Here is a 21,187-nt window from a genome sequence, read left to right on the forward strand (position 1 = left end):
AGGCTTGTAAAATCGGAAGATTAATCGAGTCAATATTAAGCATCAGACCCAACTAGAGGAGTGGCAGAGTGGTCGAATGCGGCGGTCTTGAAAACCGTTGTACCGCGAGGTACCGGGGGTTCGAATCCCTCCTCCTCTGCACCAAAACAGCCTAGCAATTTGCTAGGCTGTTTTTTTTTTGAGTCGTTGGGAGCCACCCAGCAACCAGGCCCGTCGCTAAAACAGTCCACCGGACTGTTTCTTTACGCTCAACCCTCTCCTCCTCTGCTGAACTAAAAAAAAATCATTTGAAATATAATTAGTTAGGTCTTTTTGTAGGGGTGCAAATTGGGGTGTTGATTTTTGAACAATAAAATACAGATACTATAAATGGTTTGTATTTTCTGTCGAGGATTTGAATTTATTTGATTCAGTTTCTGAATAAATTGGTGAACTCTTGTTTGGAATACATTGGATGTAATTATCCCGTCACCCCACTTATAAAGTTTTCTACAAATTCTAAAATCTTATTTGTCACTCTTTCAGCTACCGAGGCTCACTCTATTAATGCAGGTAATGCAGGTCTTTTGCCAATAAGTTTCAAATTAGCCATTTGCGTTGATCCTAAAATTAAAAAAGCACAATGTGATTGAATGTCCGTTTTATGGCAGAGCCATGGTACCACAAAAGACCAAATCCTTTACTTGAGGATATATTATCGGTCTTTTGTCATTTGCCCTACCCCTCCAAATCGTTTTCTACCTTCATCAGGACATCGTTTTGGCATTCCTGATCGGGTTCTTACATGCAGTTACCACATTTGGCCTGGTATCTCTTTACTTCTATTTCAATACAAAGTTTTCGAAAGCAACCTCATTCTTTATTTAAATCATTTCATTAAAACACAACTTTTCATCTGTAGTAGTTTCATTTTGGGTAGTGTAGAAAAATCAGTTCTAAAGGACCATGAGGCTTGGTAAGGAATTTATTTAAAAATTCGTAGAGGGACTTCAGGAAAAGCTGTATTGCCTAAAAAATCCCATTAAACTAATTCATACAACCATATGAACCTTTGGTGTGAGTATGGACTGGTATTAATATAAGAATCCCTTCAGATTGGCGTTTGCAATGCCTTTTAAATGCTGCATTCTATCTATTAGCCATTTTAGGTACTTCGACTGGTACTAAAATAAGGTTAAAATTTGAATTTAGAATGAGCACCTTATTATTTTCTATCAATTTATTTGCATTTTAAATGTAATTATTTTAATTTCAATGAGATTGTTAACAATAAGAAGTACGTTTAAAGATTTAAATCATCATTCTAGTCTCGGTTCCGACTATGTCGGAAATTTGTGTTTTTTATAGATTAAATGTTTAAATTAATGTCTTTTTACAATGAAAAATTTAGCAATTTATTATCCCTTAACCTTCTTGTTATTCATTATTTCCTGCAAGGAAATTGAATCAATTCCACCTATGGAGTATTCTATTGATGAAGATTATGCTCATGAAATTCAACAATTGGAAAATTTCTATCTTACTGGGTTAGATCTGGTCGTTGAGAGGTTGGATAAGAAGTTACCAACTTCACAATTCGTTAATTCAAATTTTGAGGAAAAATTGTTTATGGATATCTTGAACGGGTTAAATGAAGAAATCTTTTACTTTAGTGAAGACCAGATCAACAATTATTCCATTAGAATGCAAAATTTATTGATTTCAAAAAACAAACCTGATGCCAGAACAGAACAGCCAAGGTTAAATGATGCGAGCATTTTTAATACAAGACAAATTTCAATGTCCAATAAGTTTGTTGAACAATTGCTTCAGACAGACGATCCTTATTCTGCAAAAAAAATCGCCAATTCTTTTCAAAATGAGATTTTAGAATCTTCACTTAATTATGAGGAAAAGATTTCTCTACTTTCACTTTCCACTGGAACTAGAGCGGTTTCTGACTTTATTATCAATGATGGGATCGGAAAAGTTAGAGATAAAATTAATGGAGGTGAAAGAGATGAAAATCAAGTATATGGATGTTCCATTAATATGAGAAATGTTTGGGCTGATGCTGTTGTTGGTTTTGCTGGTGGTGCGGTTGCAGGGTGTTACGCAGGTGCCACTGCCGGAACTGTTGCTTTCCCATTATTAGGAACTGTTACTGGATGTGCTAGTGCTGGAATGGTTGGTGGAGCAGGAGGTTTTATTTCCGGTGCCTCATATAGTATTGTATCAGGTCTTTTATTATCCTGTTTTCGTTTATAAAAAATGAATTGCTTGCACTTTATTAAAATAAAATTTAAGCTAACAAAATGGATAATAACTTTAAAATAGAAAAATTAAAAAAACGATTTATAATTGGTAGTTTTTGCATGGCTATTTTATTTATGGCCTTTGGTTCTTTCGGATCTTTTAACCCATTAGAAATCGGTTTTTACACCTCAATAGGTGCTGCAATATTATGGTTCTATTTAAGCTATTATGGGTTTAAATGGCTACTTGGTAGAAGTAAAACCTAAATATTTTAATTGTATTGGTTACTTTTACAATTACAAACGTTGTTTCATCAGTTAATAGCAGTTCCATAAATTTGGAACTGCTATTCCTTTTGTAAAAGTAAATTTAACTTTCCCTAATTCTTTGATAATCCACTATTGCAATTTTATGTTAAATTATTTAATGGTCAACCCATAGACTTCTTAATAATAATAATAACGAACTCAATCTTACCCTATTAAAGATAGATTATGAATCTTAAAATATTAATATTTACATCAATTCACATAATGATTGCCGGAGAGCTATCAGGTCAAATAGTTGACTCCAACTCTGTAGTGTATAACAGCATTAATCATGAAGTTGATTCTATTGGCAACTATTTAACTGCCGATAAAATGCCTGAGTTTAAAGGGGGAAATGTTGCGGTTTACTCATTTGTTCAGGAAAATATTAGTTCTAGGTACTTAAATAGGAGTGAAAAGAGTAGGTCATATGTAAGTTTTATTATTGAAAAAAATGGCTGTATTAGAGATATTCAGGTTGTTAAAGGAAAAGATAAAAGGCTAAATAAATCTATTGTTAAGGCTCTGAAGAGAATGCCAAATTGGAAATCTGGTGAAATAGATGATAAAAAAGTGGATGTAAAACTTACTTTTAATTTTAATTATTGAGTCTGAAATAAGAAAAAAGTCTAATAAAGCCTGCCAAGGCTAGTGCAAATAAAATGCGGGTGTGCTATAGTCGCAAGAAAATCAGTCAGTCGAGATTTTAGCATAGCACCGCTCAGGCGAAATTGAAAATAACAACAAAGTGGCTGATTTTAAAGCGATTTCAGCAGGTAATAGTAGTTCAATTGCCTATTTTAGGCTAATCTTGCTACAGCTTTCTTAATATCTTATTTCCCACATCCAGGCTCTCCTACTTTCGATGGAAGTTTGGATAAACTTTCGGGCTATGTCGTGATATTCAGTACCTGATACTTCTTTCCCTCTCATTCTCTTTGGCAAGGTGATGATTTCTTCCGGTTCTCCAAAAGTGATTTTCTCTGCCTCCACAATGAGCATACCATCGTTGATGTCATAAGCCAAAATCAAACCCGGAAGTCCGAATTGCTCCTCAGGCCCCGTCGGGACAGGAATATCTGATGCAAACCAAGCAGTGATCTATTGGCCTTTGAGGCTGTCTTCAGCTACAGCTTTCATACACATATGACCCAGAATATCCCGTATTTCGTTCATTACCCTCCATTTTGGAGTATTTAGGCTGTCACGAACGATATAGGTTTTGCCCATTTGGTCCATGTATTTCAGATAGGTCTGGTCTTCTAAATTGTTTTGAATCAAATAGTCTTTTACTTGCCAAGAGTAACTTCGGACTTCATAGGGTTCGCCGAAAGTATAGATACTTTTTTCCTGCCAAAACTGAAGTTTCATCCGAGTGCTGTAGCCTTCAGGATTATTCCAAGAGAGCAGGATTCTATCCTTTTTCCTACTCGGTAATGTGTGGCATACTGGAGTAAATTTTATCATAGAATATTCGGTATCGATATTCTACCTCCTCCACTATATTTTGGGCTTTGAGTCCTGTGGAAATCAATACTAGGATAAGGATTTTTAGGTATTTTAACTTCATTGTTTGAATGATTTAAGAATTGGCTGAATCAGAATATCTGGAATAGATTGGCAAACTATACCAACATTGAAACCTATCTATTTAACGATATCAACTTTTGTACTCATATGCTAGGTGGTTTGTATTTATTAAAATACAGTAATTAATTCTATTGCGATTACTATATTAACTATAGCCACAAGCTTAACTAGTAAAAAATGCCATTTCCCAGTTCACAAAATTTATTTCCTGATCATTTTACTGAAGAAAATCCTCAGGTCCGGAAAGATCCCAGTACATACGCAGGGTTAATTCTTCTGATACCTCCTTACTTTCCAAATAATCCAAAAAGGTTAATCTAAATATCACAGTAGATAAAGCAAGGATATCTGATGGTGCAGAAAAAAAATAAAATGTAAGGGCAAAAGCTAAATCATACTATTCACTAACAGGCAAAAGTCCAATTTGCATGCTCATTTATATCAAGTTATTTGAATTAAGCTGCTTCAACTTTATCAGACCAAGTCCATTCAAATTTTCTTTTCACTTAAATACTTCCAATATCGCTTGGGCACATGGTGAACATGGAGCTTAAGGTTTTTTCTTGAAGGAATGTTTGTACTATCAAAATAGTCCTTCCATAAGGTTTGAAATTCCATTTCTTCGACCGCAAAATAATCTGCAGAAGTTAGTGTAGGCTCAAAACCTTCAGGCAATGTCAAATTTATGATTTCCATCGTGTGCAAGTCATAATAGAGCCCGTAATTTCGTTTGAGGTCATAAATCACCCACTTTTGATCGGCATACCTTCGTTGGAAATGTTTGGAAATAAGCGGGAGTACATCAAAGTCAGGTTCAATTGTGGCAAAGTATAAACCATCTTTGGTCAAGCGAAACCTGACAAAAGCCTCCATACGGTGTTTTTCGCGACCCACGCTTTTGGCTAGTTTACTCAATCCCAAAACATCAGGGTTAGAAAAATCTGAATCAACCGGTAGGCTACTTCCAAAAACATATTGAATAAAGCGCAATAATAAATTCTCTACTCCTTTTTTCTCACTTAAAAACCCATAATAAATACGCAACCTTCCCGAATTTGACATTTTCTTTCCTAGCCCCTTCCAAACCCGATCAGCTTTTACCGAGTCTGTAACAACTACATTCGTCCCACCAAATAAAGAGGCTTGGGTTTCATTCTCTTTTTGAATAATAACCTGTTTTATTTTCAAATCATAAACCTGAAATACACAGGTCAAAAAACCATCAAAGCTACCATCGTAAACAAGTATGGAATCTTGAAGATTATGCATTTATCAAAACAAATTCAGTTGTGGACTTAATGTTTTTTGATATTTACTTGTAGTGTTTTGAACAATAAGTGACCTAAGTTGAGGACCTGTCAAATCACGCCGTTCAAAATCTTGTGAGGCACAAACAAGAAAATATTTGGCTCTGTTCATGGCTATACCAATGCGTTGCAAATGCTCCCAATTTAGTCTTCTAAAGCGTCTTGCCTGAATGATTTTATGCACAGATTTCATCCCCACTCCCGGTATACGTGCCAACATTTCCCGGTCAGCAGTATTCACATCCACTGGAAAGAATTCCAAATTCCTCAGCGCCCATCCCAATTTAGGATCCACTTCCAAATCAAGGTTTTGGTACCCATCATTCAATATCTCATGCACTTCGAATCCATAGAAGCGCATCAACCAATCAGTCTGGTAAAGCCTGTTTTCTCTTAACATAGGAACTTCCGAACCAATATGTGGCAGCCTTGAGTCATAGCTGATTGGTATATAGCCGGAATAATAAACCCGTTTTAAATCAAACTTTTTATAAAAATAATTGGAGGTCCACATGATTTGCTGATCGCTTTCTCCACTAGCACCTATGATCATTTGCGTACTTTGCCCTCCGGGAGCAAATAGAGGGGTGCTTTTTATAAGTTTCTTTTCAGATTTGTATTGAATGATCTCATTTTTAACTTTTATCATTGGCTTGATAAAATCTTCACGATTTTTTTCCGGAGCCAATAGTTTCAACCCTTCTTTGGTGGGAATCTCAATATTCACACTCAGCCTATCTGCATAAAGTCCGGCCTCCTTCATCAATTCATCCGAAGCCCCGGGAATGGATTTAAGGTGAATGTAGCCATTAAAGTTTTCTTCAGTTCTCAATTTCTTGGCCACAGCCACCAGCCGTTCCATGGTATAATCTGCACTTTTAAAAATCCCTGAACTCAGAAACAATCCTTCAATATAATTGCGCCGGTAAAAGTTAATCGTCAGGTCCACCACTTCCTGCACCTGAAATGCCGCCCGCTTGATGTCATTGCTTTTCCTTGTCACACAATAGGCACAATCGAAGATGCAATAATTGGTTAGCAAAATCTTCAACAAGGAAACACAACGCCCATCCTCGGTATAGGAATGACAAATCCCCATCCCTGTCGCATCACCAAGGCCCTTATTGGCGTTGCTCCGCTTGCTACCACTGGATGCACAGGACACATCATATTTGGCAGCGTCTGCAAGTATTTTTAATTTTTCTTGTGTGCGTGTAAATCCCATATTTGACCCTAATGAAAAATGCTTTGGCTTAAGACCTCGTGACTGCTTTCTCTTGGATAAATTTCAAATTTAATCTTCCAACCTAATAGAAATCCTCGTCGAGGTAACTCATCATTGTCAAGCCCCTTTATCTCCAATCCTATTGCCCAATAGCCTGTATAAACAAAGCTTAATTCTAAACAAAAAGCATCAAACTTTGTTCATTCCAAAGCATTCTAAAAACGGAAAGTAGGCTAATAATGTTGCACTAGCTTTAAAAGCAATACTTAAACAATTCACTAAATTTCAATCAATTATATGACAAATAAACTACCCCCCACTTGGAACCATAGGTATTAAAAATCTAATTACCATCTAATGAAAAAAGAAAATTGGGGAAAGGATATTTCTAGATGTCTTGGATAGGGTTTCGGGCCCTTTGGTTTAACACCTTTTACTTCACTGTAGCCACATAGACATTATTTATGGCTCGTGTTTTTTCAGAAAGCCCTTTAACGGCCTGCTTTATCTCTTTGTGTTGGGCAAACCAGTTCTGGAATATGTCACATTTATCTTCCGGAATACCTCTAATCACTACGGGTGTTTGGGGTGCATTAAAGGTATTGTTATAGATCTCTATTGTAGTTCCTGCTATGTCCGAGCCGTCTTTTCTGTCCCTACCACCGTGCATGTCAAAGCAGTGACTCAATGAAATCCCCATTTCGATATTGTGTCTGGCTATATATCCACATCCGGAAATCCCTGTACCCGCAATGGAATGTCGGTTTTCGTTAAATAAATTGTACTGGGTAATTAAAGAAGCTGCGCCATGGCTTACCCCATACCCAAGCCCATTGTACTGGCACTTATGGATAAAGTTATGGTGAATATGATGGCCAGAACCCTTCTTCAAATAAATGCCACTACCGGAAAAAGCTGAGATTTCGCAATTGTCCACCTGCAACTCCGAAAACTCCGTCACTATCCCTCTTGACACCGGAAATTTATAGTAATAATCACGCCCCAATCCATTCGGACCAAAAGAACGTTTGTGATGTTCCAAATGTCGGTCGGGATTTGGCCCTTGAATTCGCAAGCCTGAAAACCTAACATTTGACCCCATCGGTCGAATCATTACGCTTGTATTCAAAGTATTGCTTAGCAATAACCCACCTTTGGAACCCTGATACTCCCTGTTTCCAGCCAAGGTAACGCCAGCCGGAATCTCTAAAATAAGTTTATCAATATACACCCTGGTAGTTAGGTCAATTTTAGTTTCATCCGGAATATAGACTACTTGTCCCGACTTTGCCTGGGCAAGGGCATCCAATAACTCGTCCAAATTTGTTGCTTCAAAATCACCCTTTAGAATAGGCATTGTATATCCTTCACCTCCACCAATTGGCCCTAAATCATTGGGTTTGGCACCATATAATTCTCCATTGATTGTAAGCCAACTGGTTTTTTCCGGATCTTTGATCTCAAAGGAAGAACCCTTGAGAAAATGGTTGGAAATCCCTTCCTTTAGGGGAAGCCCAAAAGTACATGCTACTAGACTACTTTTAGCAGCAGTAGCAAAAAACTGCCTTCTGGAGTTTTTGCTGTTCTTATTTTCACTCATAACGGCTTTTTCAATGCAAATTTCTAAACCAACCACAATCCGGTTTTCATAAATCTACTAATAACCGGTTAATTATGATAAAAGGAAAGACCAATTCTATTCCTATGGTAGCAAAAATAAATTAGGTTTTCCCCGGTTACAAAACGAATAATCCCAACAGGATTCACAGCCTGAGGGAATGAACGCTAGACAGCGTAAATTTAGGTACAAAGAAGCCCTATCAAAATATTACAGGGACTTACTATCTATATTGGTCAGGTGTTTATCTAGTGATTCTCGAATCATTCCGGAAGGCCTTTCAGCATGTGGATCAATTATTTTGCTATTTTCATCTAAAAGAATAAATCTTGGAATAGAATTGACCATAAAATATTGGGAAAAATCAGATTTCCTGGCGTTTTTGGCATATAACTGATAACCTTCCATCTTTTTGGTATTTACCATCTTTTCCCAAGCTTCCTTGTTTTCATCAATCGACACCGTCAAAAAAGCCACCTTTTTATCTGCATATTCTAACTTCAATTTGTCCCAATAAGGGTGTTCGGCGATACATGGCCCACACCAAGTAGCCCAAATATCAATATAAACAAGGCCCCCTTTCAAATCACTCAACTTCACTTGATGCCCTTCCCTATCGGTGAAGGTGAAATCAGGAACATCTTTCCCAGTGCCAATCCTTTCCCATTTATTCATTATTTTTTTTAAGCTCTTCTCATACCTAGGGGTTTCGTTTTTCTTCATAAACATCTCATAAGCTTCTTTCACATAGACAGGTCCTCTATTTTCCATATTTGACTTTATCGATGTATAAACAAAATAGTCATTGACACTTTTATCTTTCAATAATGAATCTATTGCAAGGGTCCTGGCTTTATCTTCCGATGTCAAAGTCTTATCACTTTTCAGAATTTCAATGGTTAAATTAGAAATCCGAGTTTCGATAAGTAGGGTATAGCTCCCCACTTTAAGAAACTGTTTTTGATCTAAAGGAATGGAAGCTATTTTAGCCATTACTTCATCTATAGGAAAATCTACTGAATCTTTTGGTGTGCCAGTCAAAAGCGAATAATAAGTAGGGTATTGTAAATCATACCAAAGGGGCTCAAAATAGTAATATCCTTCTTCTCGGATAATGAATTCCGGATCAATATCCTCTTTCATTTTAAATGCCTTAAAATTTGCTTCGGAAAGTGTAAAAAGGCTATCCTTTATTTTAAAATACTCCTCTTTTGAATTCTGCAACAATTTAATGTCACTTAAGCCTTTATCATTTTGGGCTTTTTCGACGAGATACTTGCTTTCTTTTTCATGATCCCCTTGAAACTCAAATGTACTTAAGATGTCCTTGCCGTCTGCAGTGAGATAAATGCTATCCCCCGAACTAAGATAAAGTTCAAGTTGAGTTCCTCCTGATGACAAACTATATCTTGACCCATCGTCACCTTCAAATTTCAGTTTGAAATTACCTTCATCGTCTATTTTTACACTAGCGATTTCTGCATGCTGAAAAAGGGTAACCTCTTCTGACTCCAGATTTACGATTTTTCCGGAAACAATAATGGTTGGATCCTGATGTGCTTCTTTTTGGGAACAACCATACAATATTATCATTAAAATCAGGGGAAAATTGATCGGGTTACTCATAATCAAAGTTTAGAGGGTTCATGAATTGTATGTTGTTGTTCAATCTTCTAGGTGAGTAATTAAAAGTACAGAAGGTTTTTAAAAACTAAAAGTTAAAAAATCATAACACATTCATATATAAATACATTATCCTATAAGTAGTTAGGACTTACGACAGAATCTTTACAAGTTACAAAATGCAATGGTTAGGCTTTCTTTAAATCCCCGGCATACTTCATAATCTTTTGAATCGCTTGGGCAATCTGCTCCATATCTTTTCGGGTGCCAAGCAACATGGATTGAGAAAACCAAACCGCTTCTTTACAAAGCTGATCATTCTGTGGGCAATGGTTTTGTTCCAGCCAATCTTTCATGGTTTTTTCTCCATAGATCTTTAAGTAGTGTTTGTTTTTTGCAAGATCTGTCACGTATTTCTCCTTGTTCAACATGCCATAACCTCCTGAGCACGGAATACCTTCTGCTCTTAAAGCCTCCAAAAACTTACTGCGGTCCATCCCCTGAAATTCCCTTTTGTCATACCTAAACATATAGAGGTGATAAGCACTTTTGGTGACGCCTTCATAAAGTTTAGCAGGGCGAATTCCCGGGATTTCTTTTAGGAGACTGGTTAAAAAGGCAGCGTTGTCCCAACGATGATTAACCTGTTGTGGGAACCTTTTCATCTGAGCAAGCAATAGCCCTCCTTGAAATTCGGTCATTCGCAGGTTCGTTCCTCGAGTTGGAGAATAAGGTTCGTTTGGATCGAAAGTATACCTGCCCTGATTGTGAAAATCATAACAGCTTTCAGCAAACTCCTTGTCATTGGTCAACAAAGCCCCTCCTTCACCAGAAGTAAGGTTTTTACTGGACTGAAAACTAATTGCTCCTGCTAACCCCAAAGTCCCAACCTTTTCACCTCGCCATTCAGCCATAGGGGCCTGACAGGCGTCCTCCACAATCGGTATATCGTGTTTTTTACCCAATTCAAGAATTGTATCCAAATCTGCCGGAGAGCCACCAATGTGAACTGGCATGATGACCTTTGTTTGCGGAGAAATAGCTTGCTCTATTTGATTGGCCTCTATCTGAAAACTTTCTATATCTGTGTCCACAAACCTAGGTAATGCATAATTCAGCACCACCACATTGTAAGTTGCGACGAAGGTATAAACAGGAATGATAACATCATCACCGGGGCCTATGTCTAAAGCTCCCATAGCAGTGTACAATGCACTGGTGCCACTTGATACAGCTAAGCAATGCTTGGCTCCACTTAGGTTTTTATAAGCTTCTTCAAAGCTGGCAACTGCTTGGCCATTAAGACGTCCCCATTTCTTACTTTGCAAGGCTTCCAAAAGCGCATTTTCATCAGACTTTTCTACGATAGGCCAACTTGGAAAACTTGTAGGATGGGCCTTTGGGCCTCCCAATAAAGCAGGCTTATCATTTATTGTCGTCCCAAAACTTAGTTGGGGCATTCCGATGGCCAGGCTAGCACCAGCCATCGAGAGGTTCCCTATAAAATCCCTTCGGTCTAATTTCTTGTTCATGGCTGTTGTTCTAGGTAAATAGGATCTATTGTTTTAATAGTACTGCTAGCTTTTATTCATCAAAAAAATGAAATAATAAGCAAGTAGCAGACATCACCCTAATATAAGTTATATAAATAATAAATACACAGGATTGGCAATCATCTATTAGTAAGCAACTTATGCATTAGATTCAATCTGACAATAAAAGGTTCTGTCAACCAAAATTGTAAGATGGTTCTGATATAATTGTGAAAAAAGGCGTAAAATCAAGTCCATATAGAATAGATTCTCCTTCCCTGCCATTTCCCATCAATTGAAATTAACCCTATTATTAAAAAATTTCTCTCTTTTCTAAGGAAATAGGAAGGATGCTAAAAATTAAGCTCACTCATTCCCCTTCAGCAAAAATCGCTTTTGGTTACGAATAAATTCTCCGGGCTTATTGTGGTTGGCTTTTTGCTCATTGTATTTTGGAAGGCCTTCCCAGTTGGGGCCTTCTTCTTTTACCTCCTCCAGTAAGGTAAACATGGCACTTTTCATTTCTTCAAGTTTTTCGGGTTCGGCAGCTGCCAAATCCATTTGTTGGCCGGCATCACTACTTACATTGTACAATTCAAAAAACTCGGGTTGAATCCCTTTTATAAAAGCCATGTCTATATCCGATACCCCATGGGTTCTTGGTACTTTATCATTGGACCTGCCCATTAACATATAATCCCCCATCCGCATGGCAAGCTCCGGAGAACTTCTATAAAAATACCAGAGCATGGGCTTTTCTCGATTTATAGTCCCACCTTTCAATAAGGGCAGCAAATTTATCCCATCATATTTCCTGTCCTCAGGAATGACAACTTCGCACAATTCACCTATGGTTGGAAGTAGGTCCTGAAACCATATGGGAGTGTCAATTTCCCTATTCCCGGGAAAAATTCCGGGATAGGAAAAAATCCCGGGAACCTTGATGCCCCCATCATATACCTCCCCTTTCAATCCGCGAAGTTCGCCTTGAGAACCTATCCGATATGGACCGTTATCCGATGCAAAGAAGACCATTGTATTATTATCCAACCCTCTTGATTTTATGGCTTGCAAAATCCTACCGGCGGCCAAATCCATGTTTTCAATATTGGCGAAATATTCAGCGGTTTTCTTGTCATATTCTGGGTAATTGGCGATTAAATTATCAGGTGAAGCAACCTTAGCATGAGGCTCATGGAAAGCCACATAGAGGAAGAAAGGCTGTTCTTTTTGATAATTTTGCTCAAACCAAAGGTCCACCTCATCGGCTACCAGTTGACAGGAATACCCCTTCTGCTCTCCTATTGGGGTTCCATTCCTAATAAAATTAACAGGATTGAGATGGGAAGGTTGGGCGTTGTTTTCCGTACCAAGTGAATAATCAAAGCCCTGCTGGTGCGGTTGTGGCTGATTGAGTTCCTCATCTTGAGGAAGAACACTCAAGTGCCATTTCCCAAAATGAGCGGTCTGATACCCCTCAGGTTTAAGGAGTTCGGCAATCGTTATTTCATTGTCCGGAAGGTGCATTACAGACCCAGGAGGCCTGTAGCTATACATGCCCGCCCGTGCCGGAATTCTACCTGTCAAAAGTCCAACCCTTGAAGGGGAACAGTTGGGAGCACCGGCATAGCAATTGGTGAATTTCACCCCTTCAGATGCCAGAGCATCCAGGTTTGGGGTGTTGGCAACTCCACCGTATCCCTGAAGATCCGCATAGCCCATATCATCTGCAAGGATGAGGACCACATTTGGACCTGTCTCACTATTCACGCCCTTTGTTACTTTATTGTTTTGGACCCAATTATTTTGAGCATTCACCGCTTGAGTTAGTCCAAATAAGAGGAATAGTAAGCAGCATAGATTTTTGGGCGTTTTTATTGGGATTAACATGCTATTGATAGGGTTTATATTTATCCTTTTTAGGATTAGAATGTAAGAACAATTAATTATCGGTGAATATTTCCGTAATATCAACCAGCGCTTTAACTATTAACACAATTCTCAGCCCTTTTGTATAATAAGCTCAGACAAATCCCAATTATTCACTTATTTGGTGAATTATAAATGAATATGTCAAAAATAAAATATTTTTTTGCTTATATCTTATGTTTTTCTCTACTGTCGGAGCTTTATGCCCAAAAACCTAGAGACATTACCGCCTATCGTCTAGCCGATACTGAACAGATTAAACTGGATGGACGTCTGGATGAATCATTTTATTCTAAAATCAATGCAGCAACGGCATTCCGTCAACAGGAACCACTCGAAGGGCAACTTGCCACTGAGCAAACCGCTATACAAATCGCATATGACGAAAACAACCTTTACATAGTTGCAAGGTTTTATGACAGCGATCCGGATGGTATCAAAGCCTTTCAGAAAAGGCGGGATGCAGTTCTTGATACGGATGACACCTTTGCATTTATTCTGGACACCTACAATGACCAACGGTCTGCTTTCTATTTCGAAATCAATCCCCATGGCCTTATGGGAGACGGGATTTTAAGAACAGGCCAAGGTGCTGAGGTCAATAGGGACTGGAATGGGATTTGGAGAGTATGGGTGGCCCGTGATGACAAAGGATGGTCTGCCGAAATTCGAATACCCTTTATGACCTTAAATTTTGATCCCAAAAATGATACCTGGGGTATAAATTTTCTTAGAACCATTCGCAGGAAAAATGAAATCACCCTTTGGGAAGGCTTTAAAAGAAATCAAGGAATCGAAAGACCTCAGAATGCAGGGAAACTTCTGGGCCTGTCAAATATTAATCAGGGCATTGGATTAGAAGCTATACCCTATGCCATTACCTCTCAATCAAGGGTAAGAAATGATCCTGAGAAATCCATGGCAAAGCAAACTACATTCAATGCAGGTGGTGAATTAAATTATAACATTACCCCCAATTTAAAAGCAGGAATCACAATCAACACTGATTTTGCCGAAGTAGAAGTAGATGACAGGCAAGTTAACCTCACAAGGTTTCCCATAGTATTACCGGAGAGACGGGATTTTTTCCTTCAAGGGGCTAATGTGTTTGTATTCGCCCCCTCCAGTAATCCCAACCCCTATTTCAGTCGAAAGATAGGGTTACAAGAGGGCCGGGCAATACCTATAAAACATGGAGCCAGACTTATTGGCCGCATAAAAAACACCGATATCGGTTTTATACAAACAAGAACGGGGGAATCAGGAGAGCTCCCAGGAGAAAACTTTACTGTAGGAAGAGTCCTTCAAAATATTTCTGCTGAAAGTACCATCGGAGCCATTTATACCCGTAGAGACACCGATGGAGACAGCCTCCCGGTGAGAGAAACCTTAGGCGCAGACCTTAACCTAAGTACTTCCAAGTTTTTGGGCAATAAAAACTTCCAATTTCAGGCATTCTTTGTAGGTCATAGCCCAACCTCTTTTAATGATAGCAGCAGCATCATGGATCGATCTGTCAGAGGCTTCAGGTTTAATTTCCCCAACCAACCCTGGGAGGCTCATGTCTCCTACCGGGAGTTTGGTGTCAATTATAATCCAGCCGTTGGATTTGTTCCAAGAATTGGTTTCAGGAGGCTTCAACCGACAGTCGCTTACAGCCCTTTAATGGAAAGAAGCGCTATTTTAAGAGAATTAAGTTGGGAATATGATTTTGAATACCTGATGCTGATGGATTGGCAACCGGCCACTGTAAACCATGCTATCAGGGCATTGGGCTTACGTTTTGAAACAGGAGATTTTATCAATTTCTCTTTCTTGCACAACTATGAATTTTTGGATTTCACTTTTGATATTTTGCGGGATGGAATATTCTTAATCCCTGAGGGTAACTATTATAATAGGGGATATTCCATAGAAGCTTCCTCGGCTCCGTTTAGAAAAATCGGCGGCACAGCCAAACTGACCAATATAGGATTTTGGACAGGAAGGCAAGTTCAACTGGATGCAGATGTGTTTATTAGACCTTTCACCGGCCTTAACATGACGGCAACGTATAGCTATAGTAGTGTCAATTTGGAACAAGGGGATTTTAAAACCCACCTTTTAAGGTTAAACAGCAGTTATGATTTTTCCCCTTGGGTTTCGGTAAATTTCAATATTCAATACGATAATCTCACTGAAAGACTGGGTACCAACAGCCGTTTTATCTGGGTGATTGATCCCGGCAATACTTTTTTTATCGTCCATAATCACAACTGGCAAAGGTTTACAGACCGATTCAATGTCATGGAAACTCAATCCATTATGAAACTGGCCTATACCTTGAGGTTTTAAATTTACCTAAAAAGATTTTATCCGAACATAGAGAAAAACACTACTTACTGGGCATTCAATAAGGCTAATAGCGAGGACGGAAGTTTTATAAAGTTTGAAATGTCATTTTTCACCAGTGAAGTTGGCTGCAAATAGGCCTCTTATTTTGACAAAAAGATTCTGTTTTTCTGATTTCTTATTTATCAAAGCCTTCAAAATTTGGGCATCAAAATTGGTAGAGAAGTAATGTTGAAAAAGCTCATAAAAACAAGTAGGCCAATTAAAAGTTATTTTGGAACATTATGGAAATTCCAAAATACTGGTTCTTAAATCGCATTTTTCATTTTAATATAAACTAAATATTATGATCGTAAATAAATCCATAGTTGGACTTCATATTATATTACATGAGTCACATGGTTTGTTGGCAGGAAAGATTGCTAACGAAATTAAAGAAGTTTATAGACCCATTTATTGGATAGAAACGCTTATCGCTATTAGTGAACATGATGACAGACAACTTGACTTAAACGAAAAAGAGTACCTTTCCGATCTTGGTGTACCCATGGATTTTACTGAAGAAAGTTATCGTGTGGATGAAGTCATAGAAAGGATGAAGCGTATTTTAAGAACCTCAGAAAATAAGTCCCAATGGATAAAATTATTGATCTCCTACCATTTGGAATTTATTTATGGTCCGCTCAAAAATAAGAGCAAAAGAATATCAGCATTTTTTCAAAAGCAAGTGACGGAACGGAAAACAATACTCAAGCATTTTGGCCTCACTAATGCAAAAGCGAAGACATATTATGAATTTTTGCGCTTTTGTGACCGATTATCTCTAATCCTATGCAAGGATGAAACCCCAGCCTTGGAACGGAAGCTGGAAATAAACACCTCAATTGACGGGAAAACATTTTTTATTAAGAAATCAGAAGATGAACGATTGATTATAAGCCCATGGATTTTTAAGAAAGAAAAATTTGAATTATCAGTCGAGGAAAGGATTTTAAAAGAAACACAGTTTAGCTCCTTAGAAAATTTTAAGGAATCTCTACTGCAGACAATGCCGCAATCAAAAAAATGGACGCTTGCTAAAGAATAATCAATTAAACAATTACCTACTTTCGCTTTCAGGCAGAGTTAAATTTGTCACTTTTTCCTCCGGATACTTTTCAGGATCGTAAAGTACAATCCGATCCAAAAAATGATGAGCAGATCTCGCTGATATCTCTAATGTGTAGGTACCTTTTCTATTGATGCGCACATAAATTTCATGTGGATCGTTGTCACTGGTTTTGGTACGCCATGTCCAATCTGTAGTGCCGTGACTATAAACCTTAAACCATCCTTCTTTACCGGCACCTTCAGGACAATCATCCTTACATTTACCGTGAGGTCTTACTATATGATTTTCTTTTTTACCGAAAAAGTCTGAGGCACCAACGACTCTAAGCCAAGTGTCATTATTATCCGTGGAAGAGTTTCCCTTCCCTATCTTAGAATGCCAAATGATTTTATAGAGCCCAGGGTTATTGATTTCAATAGGATACTTTAGTGTCTTATTCCCGGGATCTTTGAAGTGCTCAGTTGTGGAATACAAGTAATGGATCGTACCTCCTTCTATATTCACACTTTCTCGAAACCAATCCCCTACACCTTCTACCGACTCAACCTCTATAATCAGCAGGGAATTCTTTTCATTAAACGTAACCTGCGCTGTTGCCTGAAAACCAATCAGGTAAATAAAGAAAAGAAGCTTCCTTGGCATGTTTCTCATAAAACATTCCAAATATTAATTAATCTAGATTTCAATATAATCAATTCTGTCAATAATATAACTTTTACATGACAAGGATACACTCGATCCCTATTTACCGACCCTTCCTTATTACCCTTACTAAAATTAGGAAGATCATTTCCTCAAGGGCATCCAAACTGCCATTTCTGATTCTCCTCTATTTCCCCAGGCGAAATATGGAATCAACCTGATATTGATAGGCTTTAATGTGTTTTTTTGATCTAATTCTTGGTACAATTTACCTTCCCAATCGGACTTTCCTTGTAGCAAGGCCTGCCCCACTAAGAAGGTGAGGGAGGCACCTTTCACCATTTTTTTGACAGGTATAAATTGTATAGCAGCAGGAAGCTCAACATTAAAAATGCGGCCCTTGTGCAAATCCGGAGATTCTATACAATAAACAATTGGCCCTCGCATCACCGCTACCTGGTTCCTGGTTTCCTCCACCAGTGGATTGGCCTCCATCAAACGAGCCGTCATGGGGAGATTTAATTCAATCACATCTCCTTTTTTCCACTTTCGTGATAAGGACAGATAACTTCCGGCTATAGGTTTTTCCTTCGATTTTTCTCCATTAACGGTGATTTCAGCCTGACTGGCCCAGGCAGGGATCCTTAGGTCTATGGCAAAGGGATCTTGCCCGGTTTTTTTGATGCTTAGCTTGATTTCCCCATTCCAAGGGTAATCTGTCTCCTGCTTTAACTCCAATTCTGAACCATCGGCCAAGCTGGTTTTCAGTTCATTGCTACCATATAAGTTGACTATCAAACCATTATCAGAGAGTGCATAAGCATAATTATGGGTTTCGGCTACCGTTCTGACGACATTTGGAGGACAGCAGTTCGATTTAGAAATATAGGGTTCCCTCACCTTATTCCATCGAAATGTAAAAGGCAAATCCTCATCCACTCTCAAAGGATTGGTATAATTAAAATTAGTCCCTCCTAAATCTGTACCAGACAATACACTATTGATTAAGCTCAGCTCTAATATGTCTGCATAGCGGCTGTCCCCAGTCACCAAAAGCATGCGGTGGTTCCACAAAACATTGCCAATATTTGCACAGGTTTCATTGTAGGCTGAGATATTAGGTAATTGAAAAGCCTGCCCATAAGCCTGGTGGACTTGCTGAATAATTGATTGCTTGTAGGTGGTTCCATTTGGGGACACACCATCATACAAAGCACCTGTAGCTCCAGTGATGTAAAGTTTTTTAGTGACTACATCCTTCCATATACTTTCCAAAGCCATCATTAAGGAATCTTCTCCTGTCTCTGCATAAAGATCAGCAACGCCGGCATACAGGTAGTTGGCACGTACTGCATGTCCCACAGCTTCTCGCTGCTGTCGGAATGGAATGCGGTCCTGATTGTGGTCTGTACCATCAGTTATCATTCCACGAATATCAATCATTTTGCCTGCTAAGTCGAGGTATTCCTTGTTTCTTGTGGTTCTATACATTTCAACCACTCCCATATAATGGGAAGGGCAAATTGCATTTTGAGCTTGTTCGGCAGTTGCATTTTCATGGTAGGCAACAAGAAAATCTGTTGCTTTGATCGCTATGTCCAAAAAGTTGGTCTGCCCGGTAATGCGATAATGTAAGCTGGCCGCCGTCATCAAATGCCCCATATTATACGTTTCAAAGTTCATTCGATCTTCAAACTCTACCGCATCTTCAGGGTTATTGCGCTGCTTTATTATTGTAGAAGTATGAATATAACCATCTGCTCTCTGTGCGTCCGCAATCACTTTTATGATCCGCTCTAGCGCATCATAATACCTTTGGTCTTTTGTGCTGGCATAAACGGACACCAAGGCTTCAAGCGTTTTATAAAAATCACCATCATGAAAAGGGGCTCCCCTATGTCTGCCTTCTTTGTATCCTGCTGCTATTTCAAAATTGAGAAAACCATGGCTAAGGGTATCATTCTCGTAAATGTGCAACATATTCATGGCCATGGTGTCCTTACTGACATCCGCCCAATACCCCCAAAAACCATCCGTCCATTTCACCGCATCCATATCCACCGAAATTTGTTTGGCATACGGGCTTATGGAGGTGTTTACCAAAGCTTTTTCCTGAGCATTTACCGGCAATAGTGGTGCAAAAATGATTGCCGTAAAAAGGCCAATCCAATTACTGTTCCTTTTAAAATCAAGCATATATAGTATTCTGGGTCAAATATTAATTGATGCTATTTAAATATTTCTCTAGCATGGTGTAACCGTTCGCTAAATTGTTTCTATCCGCCGCATTCGAAGGGTCAAGACCGTTTTTCTTTTCCCAATCATCTGGCATGCCATCGTGATCTTGGTCCTCAGGTGCTGGTGCACTTTTTAAATTTGGCCAGCCCCCTACATCTTTTTGTGAATCTATTATTCCGGACTTTTTGGACTTATCTGCCAGGGTTTTGTTTTTCTTATAGCTTTCACCCTCAAAGGAAGCCTGCCCTTCTTTTGCTTCTTTTATTATCCTTTTATCCACAGGATCTCTTTTGGGTAAGGTAGCTCCTGCATTTTCGAGAACCACCTCATAGGCTTTTTCCGCTGTGTGCTGGTGAATTGGCATGGAAGGCCATGATGCTTCCATCTTTATAAATTGAAGATTTTGGGTTCCCCCCTGTGGCTGCACTCCTCCGTCCCAATTGTCAGCAGTCACTTTATTATTTCCTTCAATTACATTGTCAGCAATGTACCATTTGCCAAAATCACTGGTTTTCTTGCGCATGGATGGGTTGGCAATCCTATAGGAAACCTCTCCCGGAATTGTGGCCGGTCCTGGTTTATAATAATTGGCCACAATGTTGAACTTTGAAAAAGAAAATTTTGGATTACCAACTTGTTGGTTTTCCCCACCATAGCAACTGTTGTACCCCCAATTGTATACTACATTGTTTCTATAATCCGTGTAGCCAGAACCTGATGCCATTCTCGGATTGCGACTGCCATGACTAGCAATGAGATTATGATGGTATGTTCCATAGTTTGAGCCCCATATCCCTCCAAAACCGTGTGCTCCTTTTACATGATTGGAGTTATACATGCTCTCAGAAATAATGCTCCACTGAACAGTAATGCTGTCACAATGATAAATAGACATGGTTTCATCCACACTCCAACTGGCAGAAATATGATCCAGAATAATGTGTTTGGTATACCTGCTTGAGACCGCATCGGTATCTTCGCCTGATTCATTCCCCAACCTAACCCTCAAATACCTAATAATGACATGATCTGACTCTATTATCAATGGATTCTTTTTAAGGCAAATCCCATCACCAGGGGCCGTCTGACCGGCAATGGTGATATAAGGATGCTTGATCCGCAAAGGAGATTCCAAGGAAATAGTACCTGAGACTTTAAAAACCACTGTTCTTGGCTCCGCTGCCTCCACTGCAGCTCTTAAACTTCCTTCTCCACTGTCATTCAAATTGGTAACTTCAAACACAACACCACCTCGTCCCCCTTTAGAAAATTTCCCGTAGCCTTCGGCTGTTGGAAAGGCAAGCTGTTGGGCAGGGCTATTAAATCCTATCAATAGCAATACTGCACTAAGAATTAAATGTTTCATGGAATGTTTTATTTTAAAAAAGGCCAAAATGATGCGGAAAACCGAACTTTTGTACTCCTGTTAATTGTGTTAATTGTCGTCAAACTATTGATAGGTATTATAGAATAGATTACAATCCATTTCATCAAAAAA

16 protein-coding genes and 1 tRNA gene are annotated in these 21,187 nt (G+C 38.7%); 5 read left to right on the forward strand and 12 right to left on the reverse strand.

Annotated features, from left to right (window positions below; genetic code table 11):
- The first annotated feature begins 54 nt into the window (after positions 1 to 54).
- The 3 genes from ACYVHJ_RS15175 to ACYVHJ_RS15185 all read left to right on the forward strand — a co-directional run bounded on the left by ACYVHJ_RS15175 (position 55) and on the right by ACYVHJ_RS15185 (position 3,152).
- Positions 55 to 139: transfer RNA gene (locus ACYVHJ_RS15175), tRNA-Ser, on the forward strand.
- A 1,238-nt stretch (positions 140 to 1,377) separates the two neighbouring features.
- Positions 1,378 to 2,247, forward strand: coding sequence for a hypothetical protein (locus ACYVHJ_RS15180; RefSeq protein ID WP_460516163.1), 870 nt, complete (start codon positions 1,378 to 1,380; stop codon positions 2,245 to 2,247).
- Positions 2,248 to 2,729: 482 nt separating this feature from the next.
- The gene (locus tag ACYVHJ_RS15185; protein WP_460516166.1) at positions 2,730 to 3,152 is read left to right on the forward strand and encodes an energy transducer TonB; all 423 of its coding nucleotides are present in this window, start codon (positions 2,730 to 2,732) and stop codon (positions 3,150 to 3,152) included.
- Between the two features lie 216 nt (positions 3,153 to 3,368).
- Here ACYVHJ_RS15185 and ACYVHJ_RS15190 read toward each other — a convergent pair whose 3' ends face one another.
- The 9 genes from ACYVHJ_RS15190 to ACYVHJ_RS15230 all read right to left on the reverse strand — a co-directional run bounded on the left by ACYVHJ_RS15190 (position 3,369) and on the right by ACYVHJ_RS15230 (position 13,328).
- Positions 3,369 to 3,644 (reverse strand): GLPGLI family protein, encoded by a 276-nt coding sequence (locus tag ACYVHJ_RS15190; RefSeq protein WP_460516326.1) that lies wholly within the window; start codon positions 3,642 to 3,644, stop codon positions 3,369 to 3,371.
- On the reverse strand, positions 3,645 to 3,914 hold the full coding sequence (locus ACYVHJ_RS15195) for a hypothetical protein (protein WP_460516169.1): 270 nt from the start codon (positions 3,912 to 3,914) through the stop codon (positions 3,645 to 3,647).
- Between the two features lie 55 nt (positions 3,915 to 3,969).
- Positions 3,970 to 4,113, reverse strand: a complete 144-nt coding sequence (locus ACYVHJ_RS15200) for a hypothetical protein (protein ID WP_460516172.1) — start codon at positions 4,111 to 4,113, stop codon at positions 3,970 to 3,972.
- Between the two features lie 509 nt (positions 4,114 to 4,622).
- Positions 4,623 to 5,402 (reverse strand): TIGR03915 family putative DNA repair protein, encoded by a 780-nt coding sequence (locus ACYVHJ_RS15205; RefSeq protein ID WP_460516175.1) that lies wholly within the window; start codon positions 5,400 to 5,402, stop codon positions 4,623 to 4,625.
- A 3-nt stretch (positions 5,403 to 5,405) separates the two neighbouring features.
- On the reverse strand, positions 5,406 to 6,665 hold the full coding sequence (locus ACYVHJ_RS15210; RefSeq protein ID WP_460516178.1) for a putative DNA modification/repair radical SAM protein: 1,260 nt from the start codon (positions 6,663 to 6,665) through the stop codon (positions 5,406 to 5,408).
- Between the two features lie 433 nt (positions 6,666 to 7,098).
- Entirely contained in the window at positions 7,099 to 8,265 is a 1,167-nt protein-coding gene (locus ACYVHJ_RS15215) for a hypothetical protein (RefSeq protein ID WP_460516181.1), read from the reverse strand.
- Positions 8,266 to 8,493: 228 nt separating this feature from the next.
- Positions 8,494 to 9,909, reverse strand: coding sequence for a TlpA family protein disulfide reductase (locus tag ACYVHJ_RS15220; protein WP_460516184.1), 1,416 nt, complete (start codon positions 9,907 to 9,909; stop codon positions 8,494 to 8,496).
- Positions 9,910 to 10,094: 185 nt separating this feature from the next.
- The gene (locus ACYVHJ_RS15225) at positions 10,095 to 11,438 is read right to left on the reverse strand and encodes a DegT/DnrJ/EryC1/StrS family aminotransferase (protein WP_460516187.1); all 1,344 of its coding nucleotides are present in this window, start codon (positions 11,436 to 11,438) and stop codon (positions 10,095 to 10,097) included.
- Positions 11,439 to 11,804: 366 nt separating this feature from the next.
- Entirely contained in the window at positions 11,805 to 13,328 is a 1,524-nt protein-coding gene (locus ACYVHJ_RS15230; RefSeq protein ID WP_460516190.1) for a sulfatase-like hydrolase/transferase, read from the reverse strand.
- Positions 13,329 to 13,508: 180 nt separating this feature from the next.
- On the opposite strand from ACYVHJ_RS15230, the gene ACYVHJ_RS15235 reads away from it, so the two are divergent.
- Positions 13,509 to 15,701, forward strand: coding sequence for a carbohydrate binding family 9 domain-containing protein (locus tag ACYVHJ_RS15235; RefSeq protein WP_460516193.1), 2,193 nt, complete (start codon positions 13,509 to 13,511; stop codon positions 15,699 to 15,701).
- A gap of 343 nt (positions 15,702 to 16,044) precedes the next feature.
- Positions 16,045 to 16,785, forward strand: coding sequence for a DUF3891 family protein (locus tag ACYVHJ_RS15240; RefSeq protein WP_339901198.1), 741 nt, complete (start codon positions 16,045 to 16,047; stop codon positions 16,783 to 16,785).
- A gap of 12 nt (positions 16,786 to 16,797) precedes the next feature.
- Here the strand turns inward: ACYVHJ_RS15240 and ACYVHJ_RS15245 are convergent, their stop codons facing one another.
- The 3 genes from ACYVHJ_RS15245 to ACYVHJ_RS15255 all read right to left on the reverse strand — a co-directional run bounded on the left by ACYVHJ_RS15245 (position 16,798) and on the right by ACYVHJ_RS15255 (position 21,055).
- Positions 16,798 to 17,451: a hypothetical protein gene (locus ACYVHJ_RS15245; RefSeq protein WP_460516197.1), complete on the reverse strand. Its 654-nt coding sequence runs from the start codon at positions 17,449 to 17,451 to the stop codon at positions 16,798 to 16,800.
- 144 nt (positions 17,452 to 17,595) lie between these two features.
- Positions 17,596 to 19,647: a glycoside hydrolase family 127 protein gene (locus ACYVHJ_RS15250; RefSeq protein ID WP_460516200.1), complete on the reverse strand. Its 2,052-nt coding sequence runs from the start codon at positions 19,645 to 19,647 to the stop codon at positions 17,596 to 17,598.
- Positions 19,648 to 19,669: 22 nt separating this feature from the next.
- Positions 19,670 to 21,055 carry a pectate lyase family protein gene (locus ACYVHJ_RS15255; RefSeq protein WP_460516203.1) on the reverse strand — a complete coding sequence of 462 codons (1,386 nt, stop codon included), beginning with the start codon at positions 21,053 to 21,055 and terminating at the stop codon, positions 19,670 to 19,672.
- Positions 21,056 to 21,187 lie beyond the last annotated feature (132 nt).

The organism is Cyclobacterium sediminis, assembly GCF_054781075.1.